This is a genomic window from Enhydrobacter sp. (assembly GCA_025808875.1).
In the GTDB taxonomy this organism is placed as follows: domain Bacteria; phylum Pseudomonadota; class Alphaproteobacteria; order Reyranellales; family Reyranellaceae; genus Reyranella.
Genome location: CP075528.1, coordinates 1037034 through 1049505, shown reverse-complemented (window position 1 = coordinate 1049505; position 12472 = coordinate 1037034). Strand labels below are relative to the sequence as shown.

Here is a 12472-nt window from a genome sequence, read left to right as displayed (position 1 = left end):
CCCGGTCGCCTTCACCCGAGCATCACGTCGAGGAACATCATCACCACCAGGCCGACCATCAGGCCGGCCGTGCCGTGGTGCTCGAAGCCGCGGCGGTGCGTCTCGGGGATGATCTCGTCGCTGATGACGAAGATCATGGCGCCGGCGGCGAAGGCCAGCCCCCAGGGCAGCAGCGACGTCGCCACGGTGACCGCAGCGACGCCAACGAAGCCGCCGATCGGCTCGACCAGGCCGGTGAGCAACGCCACTCCGAAGGCCTGCGCCTTGCTGTAGTGCAGGCCGATCAGCGCCACGGCGACCGCGAGCCCCTCGGGAATGTTCTGCAGCCCGATTCCCGTGGCGACCGCCATGCCGCGCCCGGCCTCGTCGCCAAAACTCACCCCGACCGCGAGCCCTTCGGGGAAGTTGTGCAGGGTGATCGCCAGCACGAACAGCCAGATGCGGCGGACACGCTCGGTGCAGGGCCCCTCGCGGCCAAGCACGAAATGTTCGTGCGGCACGAGGCGATGCACGCTCCACAATGTCGCCGCGCCCAGCAGCAGGCCCGCGATCACCAGGTTGACCGCGCCCAGCTTGCCGAAGCCCTGCTGCTGGGCGACGTCGAGACCCGGGATGATGAGAGAGAAGAACGACGCCGCGAGCATGACGCCGGCCGCGAAGCCGAGCAGCAGATCCTGGATGCGTTCGGACAGGCGCCGCACGACGAGGACCGGCAGCGCCCCGACCGCACTGCAGAGGCCGGCGAGGAGACTCGCCAGCGTGCCGAGGGCGATGGTCGACGTGATCACCGCCGGTTGCGGCGCAGATCCTCCTCGTCCTTCCACATCATGAAGTGCGGCCCGAGGTCGGCGATCCGGGCGGCGCCGATCTGGGCCATGCTGAGGTCGATCTCGCGGCGGAAGATCTGCAGCGCCTTGGTCGCGCCGGCGAGGCCGCCCGCGGTGACGCCGTAGAGCGTCGGCCGGCCGACGAAGCAGAACCTGGCGCCCATGCAGAGCGCGATCAGCGCGTCGAGGCCGCGGCGGATGCCGCCGTCGAACATCACGGTCATCTTGTCGCCGACCGCGTCGCGGATCGCCGGCAGCACCTCGAGCGGCGACGGCGCGTTGTCGAGCTGCCGCGCGCCATGGTTAGAGACCATGATGCCGTCGACGCCCAGCGCGTGGGCGCGCAGCGCGTCGTCGGGATGCATGATGCCCTTGAGCACGAAGTTGCCCTTGAACAGCTCGCGATAGCGCTCGACATGCTTCCACGTCATCGGCGCGCGGTTCTGGGCGGCGACGAAGTCGGCCACCGTGTTGGCGTCCTTGGCCGGCGCATACTTCGCCCAGTTGTCGAAATAGGGCGTGCCGTGGCGCAGCCATTCCAGCATCCACGCCGGGTGCTCCAGCGCTTCGAGCTTGGTCGCCAGGCTGAGCTTGAGCGGCCGGCCCCAGCCGTTGCGCACGTTGCGCTCCCGGTTCGAGCCTTCCGGCACGTCGACGGTGAAGACCAGGGTCTTCAGGCCGGCGTCGCTCACGCGCTTGATCATGTCCTCCGACACCATCGGGTCCTTGGCCGAGTAGAGCTGGTACCAGCCGTGGTCGGGCGCGACCTTGGCCAGATCCTCGATCGAGGCGGTGCTCGAGCCCGACATGATGAAGGGCACGTTGGCGTCGCGCGCGGCCTCGGCCAGCATGAGATCGGCGCCGCGCCGGAACAGCGCGGCGAGTCCCGTCGGGGCGATGCCGATGACGCTCGAATAGGTGCGGCCGAACAGGGTGGTCGACTGATCGCGCACCGTCACGTCCACCAGATAGCGCGGCACGATCCGCGCCCGGCGGAAGGCCTGCTCGTTGGTGGCGAGGCCGACCTCGTCGTCGGTACCGCCCTCGATGAAGTCGTAGGCGATCTTGGGCAGCCGCTTCTTGGCCAGCTTGCGCAGGTCTTCGATATTGATGACGCCGTCCATCGCTTCCTTTCCCCGATTTGCCGCGATCTTGGCGGGCTTTGCCGCCGCTTGCCAGCGATGTTAGACGAACCGCCATGCAAATCAGACACGCGCAACGCGGCGACGAAGCCCAGCTCGCTTTCCTGCTGGAGGACTACGAGCACCACTACGGCAACGAGATCCCAGAGGGCGCCGGCACCGCGGGTGCCGCATTCCTCACGGCGGCCTCGCCTGGCGGCACGCTGTGCCTGGTCGCGGAACGAAACGACGGGCGGCTGGTGGGCTTCGCCATCCTCAACCCCTACTTCCCCGCGGAAAAGTTGACCCACGGCCTCTTTCTCAAGGAACTCTACGTCGCGGCCGAGGCGCGCTCGCAGGGTGTCGGCGAGAAACTGATCGAGGCCATCCAGGCGCTGGCGAAGGAACGTGGCGACACCAACGTCGTGTGGACCACTGGCCAGGACAATGCCGGCTCGCAGCGATTCTACGACCGGCTCGGCATGCGCCGCGAGGAGAAGGTCTACTACGTGATGGACGGCTGGTGAGCGGCCGATGGGCGAGCTGATCCTCCATCACTACGACTTCTCCAACTTCGCCGAGAAGGCGCGGCTGATGCTGGGCTACAAGGGCCTGGCCTGGCGCAGCGTCGAGCAGCCGCCCATCCTGCCCAAGCCGAGGCTCGCGCCGCTCACCGGCGCCTACCGTCGCATCCCCGTCCTGCAGGAGGGCGCCGATCTGTGGTGCGACACCCGGCTGATCGCGCGCGAGCTCGAGCGCCGCGTGCCGCTGCCGACGCTGTTTCCCGCCGAATCGCGCGGCGCCGCGGAGGCCATCGCCTGGTGGGCCGAGCACCAGTTCATGCGCCCCGTCGCATTGTTCGTCTCGGGCATCAACGCCGAGCACATGCCGCCGGGCCTGCACGAGGATCGCGCCAGGCTGCACGGCCTGCCGCCGCCGTCGCTCGACGCGGTGAAGGCCGCGGCCGAGCGCAACCGCCATCTCGTGCGGCCGCAGCTCGGGTGGCTGGCCGACATGCTCGCGGACGGACGGCCCTACCTGCTGGGCCGGGGACCCTGCATCGCCGACTTCGCGGCCTATCACGTCGTCTGGTTCTTCCGCGGCCGCCGGATCGACTGCCGCGCCGAACTGTCGTCCTACCCCGCGCTTCTGGCATGGCGCGATCGCATGGCGGCCATCGGCCACGGCGCGCGCACGGACATGGCCGCCGACGAGGCGCTGGCCGTCGCGCGTGCCGCCGCGCCGGCGACGCCGCGCGCCTCCCGGCCGCAGGATGGCGATCCCCTGCCCGGCCGGCACGCCCGCGTGCGGCCGTCCGACAATGCGCGCGACTGGACCGAAGGCGAGGTGCTGTTCGTCGACGCCGACGAGATCGCCCTGCTGCGCGCCGATCCGGAGGTCGGCGAGGTCGCCGTGCATTTCCCGCGCCTGGGCTACGACTGGCGGGCCGCGCGCTGAAAGCGCCGGATGCCGAGCGCTTCGAGCGGGATGTTGGTTGCGCCCGTGACGATCAGCTCGGCCATCGCGGCGCCTGTTGCGGGTCCGAGCTGGAAGCCGTGGCCGGAAAAGCCGAACTGGTGGTAGACGCCTTCCGACGTCGCGCTCGGCCCGACGACGGGAAGATCGTCGGGCATGCGCGCCTCGATGCCGGCCCAGGCGCGCACGATGGTCGCCGCGCGCATGACCGGGAACAGCTCCCACACCGTCCGCGCCGAGGTCGCGAGCGCCCGCCAGTCGATCACGGTGCGGTTCTCGTCGCGATGCGGCGTCGCGCGATGGCCGCCGCCGATCACCACGGTGCCGTTGTCGCGCTGCTTGAACGAGAGCTTGCGGCTGCGCAGGATCACCACCGGATCGATGAACGCGGGCAGCGGGCTGGTGACCATCAGCATCGGCGCGAAGACCTCGAGCGGCACCGGCTCGCCCAGCGCCGCGGCGATGCGGTCGGCCCAGGCGCCGGCGGCGTTGACCACCTTGGGCGCCTCGATCACGCCCGCGCTCGTCGTGACGCGCCAGACGGCGCCATGACGCGCGAGGCCGGTCACCGTCGTTCCCTCGATCACCTCGGCGCCCTTCTCGACGGCGCGGCGGCGAAACGCCTGGGTGGTGCGGAACGGATCGGCCGCGCCGTCGCGTCGCGAGACCACGCCGCCGGGGCAATGGTCGGCCACCGCCGGCACCAGCCGCCTGAGCTCGGCGCGGTCGATCGGCTCCTCATGCGTGTAGCCCTGCAGGCGAAGATCGTCGACGCGGGCGCGGAAGCCGGCGAGTTCCGCCTCGCTCTCGGCGACCAGCACCGTGCCATGGCTCGAAAAGCCGCAATCGTCGCCGACCAGATCCTCGATGCGCTCCCACAGCTCCATCGACGCGATCGAGAGCGGGATCTCGGCGGGATGGCGCGCGAGCTGGCGCACGCCGCCGGCATTCACGCCCGAGGCGTGCCGCCCGGCATGGTCCTTCTCGACGACGACGACCCTCAGCCCGCGCAGCACCAGATGCAGTGCCGTCGAGCAGCCGTGCAGGCCGCCGCCGATGACGACGACGTCGGCCGTCTGCGGCATCATGGCGGCGCCACTACCGCTCCACCGCCCGGCGTTCGGCTTCGCCGATCGGCAGCGAGGCGAGTTCGCCGAGCGTGATCGGCTTCACCGGCGGGCGCAGGCGGAAGTAGCCGACCTGCTCCGGCACGATGCCGCGCTCGGCGCCGATCAACTCGGTGACGGTCAGGCCGCACATCCTGCCCTGGCACGGCCCCATGCCGGTGCGCAGGAACGCCTTCATCTGGTTCGGGCCCTCGCATCCCAGTCGCGCCGCCTCGCGCACCTGGCGGGCCGTCACCTCCTCGCAGCGGCAGACCAGCGTGTCCCCCATCGGCTGCCGGTAGCGCACCGCGGGACGATAGAGCTCGTCGAGGAAGGCACGGCCGCGCTCCTCGTGCCGCAGCCGCCGGCGCGCTTCGTGCGGATCGGGCAGGTTGGCGTCGGGCCGCAGCGCGCGCACCGCCGCGATCGCCGCGATGCGCCCGCGCTCGGCCGCCGCCGTGCCGCCGGCGATGCCCGCGCCGTCGCCCGCCACGGCGATGCCCGGCACCGAGCTGGCGAAATCCCCGTCGAGCACCGGCTCGAAGCAGAGTTGCCGCTCGTTCCAGCGATGGGCGACGCCGGCGGCCATGGCGAGGTTGACGTTCGGCACCACGCCCTGATGCAGCAGCAGGACATCGAGCGGCAGGCTCGTGCCGTCGAAGGCGATCTCGCGCAACCTGCCGTCGCCGCGAGCTTCCAGCCGGTCGACACGGATCACCGGCGTCCGGGCCTTCACCTCGCGCACGAGGGCGAGCCCCTTGCGCCAGTAGGGCGACAGCAGGAAGTCGACGAGATGGGGCGCGGCGCGCAGTCGGTTGGCGCGCGGCGTGACGTCGAGGACGGCCTGCAGCTTGCGCCCGGTGCGCGCGATCTGCGCCGCCAGCAGCCACAGCAGCGGCCCGCTGCCGGCCAGCATGACGCTGCCTTCCGGCACCAGCCCGTGCGCCTTGAGCGCCGTCTGCGCCGCGCCCACGGTCATCACGCCCGGCAGGGTCCAGCCGGGAATGGGAAACGGCCTTTCGAGCGCGCCCGTCGCCACGATCACCCGGCGGGCGCGGATCATCCGCGCCTTGCCGGCCACCGAGACGCCGAGCTCGAGACTGGCGTCGAGGCTCCACACCGTGGCGCCGGTGACGATCTCCGCGCCGCTCGCCTCGGCTTCGGCGGCGAGCGCGACACCCGCCCAGTAGTCCTCGCCGAGGATGGCGCGGTTCGCGACCGGAGTAGCGGTGACGGCGCGATAGATCTGGCCGCCGATCCGGGGATTCTCGTCGAGCAGCACGGTCGACAGGCCGGCGCGCGCACAGACGCTCGCCGCCGCCAGCCCCGCCGGCCCCGCGCCGACGATGGCGATGTCGTAGGCGTCCTTCATCGTCCGGCCTCGCGCCGGCCCTTCTGGGTCTCGACCTTCATGCCCTCGCGCACCGCCACCAGGCAGCCCTGCCGGCTGCCCACGCCATCGATCGTCACCAGGCAGTCGAAGCACACGCCCATCAGGCAGTAGGGCGCGCGGGCGGCGCCGCCCACCGGTGTGGTCCGGCTGGCGACGATGCCCGCCGCCAGCAGGGCCGCCGCCACGGTGTCGCCCTCGCGCGCCGCGATCTTCCTGCCGTCGACCGTGATCGTGAGCGAGGCACCCGCCTCAACCACCCGCGTGAACATGAAACCTCCGCGCGCTGAAGGGGGCGACCAGCGCCTCGTCGAGGGCGCCTCTCGCGATCATCGGCGCCACGGTGAGGGCGTGGTTGGCCGCGAGCGTGACGCCGGAATGGCAGCACAGCACGAAGGCGCCGGGATGCGTGGCCGATTCGTCGTAGATCGGGAAGCCGTCCCGCGTCATGACACGGATCGCCGCCCAGGTGCGCACGACGTTAGCGCGGGCCAGCAAGGGGAACATGCGCACCGCGCGCTCGGCCTCGGTGGCGCTGACGCCGAGCGTGATGTGCGACGGATCGGTGCCCTCCTCCTTGGAATCGCCGATCATGACCGTGCCCTCGTCGGTCTGGCGCAGGGTCACCACGGGGTGGCGCAGGAACGGCCGCAGCCGCTCGGTGACGACGATCTGTCCGCGCTCCGGCACCATCGGCGCCTCGAGCCCGACCATGGGCGCGAGCCGCATGTTGGCATTGCCGGCGGCGAGCGCGATCCGGCCGGCGTGCACCTCGCCCTGCGTCGTGGCGAGTCGGAACATGCCGTCGTCCCGCCCGATGGCGTCGACGCGATGGCTCGGCAGATAGGCGACGCCGCGCGCGGCGATCGCCGTGTGCAGGGTGCGCAACAGGCGCAGCGAATTGACGTGGCCGTCGAGCGGGCAATAGCTGCCGCCCACCACCTCCGGCCCGATGTCGGGCAGCATCTTCGCCACCTCGCCGCGGTCCAGGATCTCGGCCCGGTACTGCACCATGTTGGGCTGGTTGTGCAGGCGCTTCAGCGTGTTGGCGCGCGCCTCCAGTTCGCGCTCCGACAGCGCGAGATGGAAGCCGCCCGGCCGCTCGAAGCAGACATCGAGGCCGGTCTCGTCCTTCAGCGCGGCGGCGAAGCCGGCCCACGCCTCCGAGGAGCGCACCGTCCAGGCGGCGTACTCGGCCATGCCGAGTCCCTTGGACTGTACCCAGACCAGCGCGAAGTTGCCGCGGCTCGCGCGCACCGCGCGATCGCCCTCGTCGAGCAGCGCCACGCGGCAACCCGCACGCGCCAGCCCCCAGGCGGTGGCAGCGCCAACCAGCCCGCCACCGACCACCGCGACGTCGTACTCTTTCCCGGCCATCCACCTCGCACTCTACGGACCGGCCGAAGCTCGCGCCACATCGTGCGTCGATGGCCGGCTTATTCGGGGATTTCGGCCTCGACCAGCAGGGCGAGCAGGGCAAGCGAATCCCGCCAGCCGAGGTGGCAGGCCTCGGCCGGGATCACGGCGGGCACGCCTTCCTGCACGATGTTCATCTCGGTGCCGACGGACACCTTCTTCAGAGTCACCGTCACGGTGATCGTGCCGGGCAGGTTGGGATCGTCGAAGCGGTCGGTGTAGCGCAGGCGCTCGCTCGGGATCAGCTCGAGGTACTCGCCGGCAAAGGAATGGCTCTTGCCGGTGGTGAAGTTGGTGAACGACATCCGGAAGCCGCCGCCCACCCTGGCATCCATGTGATGGACCTTGCAGGTGAAGCCGTTCGGCGGCAGCCACTTGGCCTGGGCGTCGGCGTCCAGAAAGGCGCGGTAGACGCGCTCCGGCGGCGCGCGCAGGACGCGATGGAGCCGGATGGTGTGGGTATCGGCAGTCTGAGACATGGATGGGTCCTCCTGCCTTGAAGACGGACGGGTAAGCCGCGATCCGACATCGCTCGCCGGAATTTCTGGAAACAGGCGCAGTCATGAGGCAAGTTTCCGGCACGTGAAGTACGACGCCTTCATATCCTACAGTCATTCGGCCGACGGACGTCTTGCTCCACGCCTCCAACGCGCTCTCCACCGGTTCGCCAAGCCCTGGTGGAAGCGCCGCGCTCTCGCTGTCTTTCGCGACGAGACCGATCTGGCGGCGTCGTCGAGCCTCAACGCCATCATTCTCCAGGCCCTCGACCAGGCCCGCTATTTCGTCTTTCTGGCGTCTCCCCGCGCGGCAGCCTCCAAGTGGTGCCGTGGCGAGGTCGAGCACTGGTTGAAGCGTCGCTCCACCGACGGACTCCTGATCGTCCTGACCGACGGACGGATGCGGTGGGACGACGCCGCCGGCGACTTCGACTGGACCGCCACCGACGCCCTGCCGCCGGAGATGGTCGGCAAGTTCGCCGGCGAACCGTTTTGGCTCGACCTCTCGTGGGTGCGCGGCGCCGATCAGCTTTCGGAGCGCGAGCCGCGCTTCCAGCAGGTGGTCGCCAAGCTGGCCGCAACCCTGCACGGCAAGAGCCTGGCCGACATTTCGGGGGAAGACGTGCGACAGCACCGGCGGACGCGCCGGATCGCCGGCGCGGCGGCCGTCGGCCTGTTCGTCCTGGCGATCGCGGCCACCGCCGGCGGACTGTTCGCCTGGCAGCAAATGCGGCTGGCCGAGGACCGTCTCGCCGAGGCGCTCGCGAGCGGCTCCCGGGTCATGGCCCAGACGGCACAGGCGATGATCGCGCGCGGCGACCATGGCGCGGCGCTCGCACTCGCGCTCGAGGCCTTGCCGCGCCATGTCGCCTCGCCCGACCGGCCCTATGTGGCCGAGGCCGAGGCGGCTCTGCGCCAGGCACTGCGCGGCCTGCACGAAGAGCGCATCCTCGGACGCGCTGATGCGCCGCTGCTTGCCAGCGCCGTGTCGCCCGACGGCACGTGGCTCGCAGTCTCCTCGGGCAGAGACGTCCATCTCTGGTCCATCTCGGGGAAGGCCGAATCGCTCGTGCTGCGGGGTCACGCCGACGACGTGCTCGCGATCGCTTTCGCGGCCGACGGACGGACGATCGTCACCGCCGGCGGCAAGCAGGCGCTTCTCTGGCAGGCGCGCGACGGCCGCCTTCTCGGTGCCCTCGGCGGCCATCGCCAGAACATCCGCGACGTCGCCGTGTCACCCGACGGCCGGCGGGTCCTCACGGGATCGTTCGACGGCACGGCCCGGCTGTGGGACGTCGAGACCCGCCGCCTTGTCCTGACCCTCGACGGACACGGCGGGCTGCCGGTGAACATCGTGCGCTTCGCGGTCGACGGACGAAGCGCCTTCACGGCCGGCTTCGACGGCACGCTCCGGCGCTGGACCCTGGCCGACGGCGCCGAGCGCGCGCTCATGAAAGGGCACGAACAGGGCGATGGACCCCACTTCGTCCTGATCACGTCGCTCGCCCTGTCGCCGGACGGCAAGCACGTGTTGACGACGGGCTTCGACCGTACCGCGCGAGTATGGGAGGCCGAAACGGGCCGGCAGCTCCGGGTTCTGGAAGGCCACGAGTCGGCCGTGTTCTCGGCCGCCTTCTCTCCGGACGGACGACACGTCGTCGCCGCCTCGCAGGACGGCACGGCACGGCTCTGGGATCTGGAGGGCGATGAAACGACCGTACTCGAAGGTCACGACGGCAGCGTGCAGAGCGTCGCCTTCTCGCCCGACGGCACGATGATCGGCACGGCGTCGGCCGATCGTACCGCGCGCCTGTGGGATCGTCGGGGAACGTCGCTCGCCACGCTGGGCGGCCATGAACTCGACGTATCCTGGATCGCGTTCGTCCCCGAGGCACGGCGCGTGATCACGTCGTCTCGGGACGGCACGGCCCGCATCTGGCGCCAGACTCCGGCCGAACGCGCGACTGCGTTCGGCGACGAGGCGACGCCCATCCGCACCGTCGCCTACGCGCCGGACGGAACACGGGCCGCGGCGGTCTCGCCGGAGCAGAAGGTGTCGATCGCAAGCCTCCCCGATTGGATCGTCGAGGGGGAGCTGGGCATCGGCCACGATGAGTACTGGCCGCCGGTGTTCTCGCCCGACGGCCGGCTCCTGCTCACCCGGGCGGGCTTCGGTCGGGGCAGGTTGTGGAACGTGGCCGACCGCCGCCCTGCCGGAGTGCTGGCCGGGTACAACGGCCAGGGCGTTTTTTCGCCCGATGGCCGCACCATCGCCGGCGCCGCGAAGGGAGAACCGGCTGTGGAGGCGGTCGGACTGTGGGACGCCGAAACCGGCAAGACTCGGCTAATCGTGGAGGGGCATCGGGAAGGCATCACCGGGCTCGCGTTTTCGCCCGATGGATCGAAGCTGGCGAGCCGCTCCTCCGACGGGCTGATCATCCTGCGGGACTCATCGAGCGGGCGCGTACTGGCCAGTATCCGGGGCCATGACAAGGCACCCAACGACAGCGACGAGAACGACGGCGAGATGCGAGTCGAAATCTCGAGCCTGTCGTTCTCGCCCGACGGCAAGCGTCTGTTGACGTCGGCCGACGACCGCACGGCGCGCCTGTGGGATGCCGCGACGGGAGCGCCGCTTGCGGTCCTGAAGCATTCGGCGCCTGTGACGGGCGCATCGTTTTCGCCGGACGGCGGGATCGTCGTGACCGTTCAGCACCACTACGGCTACGACGAGCCGGTGCAACTGTGGCACGCCGACTCGGCCCGGCTGCTACGGGGACTGCGCCACGAAAAGTGGGTGGCGCGGGCTGTGTTCATGCCCGACGGGCGCCGACTCGTCACCTCGGCGACCGACGCCAGACTGCGCGTCTGGGACATCGAGAGCGGCAGCCTGATCGATGTCTTGCCGGGCTTCGCACAGGACTACGCCGGGCTGGCGATCGGACCGCGAGGCCAATTCATAGCGACATGGGATGGCGAGACGAGCGGCATGCTGTGGCCCTACGTCGTGTCGACGCAGGCCCTTGTCGACAAGGCGTGCGCCGCGCTGCCCGCTCTCTTGCCGCCGACCAAGCGCGCGGCCCTCTTCTTGCCGCCCCGGCCGATCACGCCGCTTTGTCCGGAACGAAACTTGACGTCCCGCTGACGCGCGGTGCGGGCCTAGTCGCCGAAATAGATGTGCCGTTCCAGGGCCAGCACGGCGAGCAGCCCGTAATACTGCGTGCGATCCTTCGGCACTTCCTTGGTGAGCTCGAGCGCGCCGACCAGGTGCTCCTCGAACGCCTCCGGCCGAACGAGCAGGGGGCCGATCGGTCGGGGATCGAGCGCGTAGCGCAACGGCATGCCGACATAGGCCCGCGTCACCTGGTCCTGATGGTGGTGCATCGTCAGTGGCCCGAGCAGTTTCTGCGAATTCTCGATATCGGCCTGCCGCACCCGCTCGAAGTTGCCGGCGACCGCCGCTTCGACGGCCTTGGCATTGGTCTCGCGCCTGGCCTCCATGGCGGCGACGATGCGACCCTGTTCGGCCTGCGCCTGCACCCGGGGCGCCAGCCGCCACAGGCAGAAGCCCGCCTCGCCGACGACGTCGGCCTCCATCCGCTCGTAGCGCGACACCAGTCCGGCGAATGCCGATCGCGCCGCCGCCTCGTCGCCGCCGTCCAGCGCCACGTGCGCGGTATTGCAGTCCAGGGCCAGTTGCAGGCTCGCCTGCTCCAGCGAGCCGCCGTCCAGGGAACGTCGCACGGCGGCGAAGGCGGCGAGCAGGGCGCGCTTGCCCGCGAGATCGTTCGAGCGGGCGATGCCGGCGTTGAGCGCGCGCGCGACGCCGTCCCGCACCAACGGCTCGGACGGCATGAGGCGGGCGAAGGCGAAAAGGTCGTCGAGCTGACCCATGACGTACAGTCCGCCCACCACGGCGCTGATCGCCTCGGCGCGGCGTTGATCGTAGTCCTGCTGCGTCTGCCCTCTCGAGTTCCAGACGTCGAGCAGGGCGAGCGCCCGCCGCGCCTCCGCCGGCCGTCCGACGATGGCGAACAGCAGTGGCAGATCGCGCAGCACGCGAACACAGTTGAAGTCGAACGCCTGCTTGCAGGCCTTGGCGCTGGAAGCGAACGCCTCGACGCGGCCGAAATCGGCGAGGAACCATTGCGCGGTCGAGGCGGCGTCCGCCCGGTCGCCGAGCGTGTAGCGATAGAGCGAGTGCTCCAGGCGTGCCAGCATCTTGGAATCGCAGTTCCAGAAGACAGAGTCGTCGTCGTCGCGGTCGAGCTTGCGGCAGATCTCGGACAGCGGCTGTCGGTAGAGTTCCTGGTGCGGGGGATAGTCCAGATCGGGCTGCCAGGCGGTGTCGGGCAACACGGGATTGGCGATCCAGTCCCAGCGATGCTCGAAGGAATTGGTCCGCTCCTGCTCGACATTCCAAAGCCGCAACAGCCGGCCGGCGAATTCGGCGGTCCAGGTGCCTCGGGCCGGACGCAGCGCGACGTCGTTGGGCAGGCGACCCGCGGGCGGCGCGGCCGCCGCGAGCGACACCGAGCCCGCCGCCGGCGGGGCGGCTTCCGGCTGGCAGGCCGCCAGCAGCAGAACCGTCAGCAGCGGAGCCGTCGACATCGAAACCGATCGGAGAAGGCGCATCTTG

11 protein-coding genes are annotated in these 12472 nt (G+C 70.5%); 3 read left to right on the top strand and 8 right to left on the bottom strand.

The features are described 5' to 3' along the window. Positions 1-11: 11 nt before the first annotated feature. Entirely contained in the window at positions 12-716 is a 705-nt protein-coding gene (locus KIT25_05255; GenBank protein ID UYN97830.1) for a ZIP family metal transporter, read from the bottom strand. A 68-nt stretch (positions 717-784) separates the two neighbouring features. Then, positions 785-1951, bottom strand: coding sequence for an alpha-hydroxy-acid oxidizing protein (locus tag KIT25_05250; GenBank protein UYN96349.1), 1167 nt, complete (start codon positions 1949-1951; stop codon positions 785-787). A gap of 74 nt (positions 1952-2025) precedes the next feature. On the opposite strand from KIT25_05250, the gene KIT25_05245 reads away from it, so the two are divergent. After that, a complete protein-coding gene (locus KIT25_05245) occupies positions 2026-2475 on the top strand; it encodes a GNAT family N-acetyltransferase (protein UYN96348.1) in 450 nt (149 codons plus the stop codon). Between the two features lie 7 nt (positions 2476-2482). Continuing rightward, the gene (locus KIT25_05240; protein UYN96347.1) at positions 2483-3406 is read left to right on the top strand and encodes a glutathione S-transferase family protein; all 924 of its coding nucleotides are present in this window, start codon (positions 2483-2485) and stop codon (positions 3404-3406) included. On the opposite strand, the gene KIT25_05235 is transcribed toward KIT25_05240, so the two are convergent. From KIT25_05235 to KIT25_05215, 5 genes are read right to left on the bottom strand one after another with little or no spacing between them, the layout of a single operon-like run. After that, positions 3382-4509 carry an FAD-binding oxidoreductase gene (locus KIT25_05235; protein UYN97829.1) on the bottom strand — a complete coding sequence of 376 codons (1128 nt, stop codon included), beginning with the start codon at positions 4507-4509 and terminating at the stop codon, positions 3382-3384. The two genes, KIT25_05240 and KIT25_05235, sit on opposite strands and share 25 nt — an antisense overlap. Before the next feature lie 13 nt (positions 4510-4522). Then, positions 4523-5902 carry an FAD-dependent oxidoreductase gene (locus tag KIT25_05230; GenBank protein ID UYN96346.1) on the bottom strand — a complete coding sequence of 460 codons (1380 nt, stop codon included), beginning with the start codon at positions 5900-5902 and terminating at the stop codon, positions 4523-4525. Continuing rightward, entirely contained in the window at positions 5899-6192 is a 294-nt protein-coding gene (locus tag KIT25_05225) for a (2Fe-2S)-binding protein (protein ID UYN96345.1), read from the bottom strand. The genes KIT25_05230 and KIT25_05225 overlap by 4 nt, the downstream gene beginning before the upstream one ends. After that, on the bottom strand, positions 6173-7297 hold the full coding sequence (locus tag KIT25_05220; GenBank protein UYN96344.1) for an FAD-binding oxidoreductase: 1125 nt from the start codon (positions 7295-7297) through the stop codon (positions 6173-6175). The genes KIT25_05225 and KIT25_05220 overlap by 20 nt, the downstream gene beginning before the upstream one ends. Positions 7298-7356: 59 nt before the next feature. Next, positions 7357-7815, bottom strand: coding sequence for an SRPBCC family protein (locus KIT25_05215; protein ID UYN96343.1), 459 nt, complete (start codon positions 7813-7815; stop codon positions 7357-7359). A gap of 103 nt (positions 7816-7918) precedes the next feature. Here KIT25_05215 and KIT25_05210 point away from each other — a divergent pair, with 103 nt between their 5' ends. Further along, on the top strand, positions 7919-10978 hold the full coding sequence (locus KIT25_05210; GenBank protein ID UYN96342.1) for a PD40 domain-containing protein: 3060 nt from the start codon (positions 7919-7921) through the stop codon (positions 10976-10978). 14 nt (positions 10979-10992) lie between these two features. Here KIT25_05210 and KIT25_05205 read toward each other — a convergent pair whose 3' ends face one another. Beyond that, positions 10993-12444, bottom strand: a complete 1452-nt coding sequence (locus tag KIT25_05205) for a hypothetical protein (protein UYN96341.1) — start codon at positions 12442-12444, stop codon at positions 10993-10995. Positions 12445-12472 lie beyond the last annotated feature (28 nt).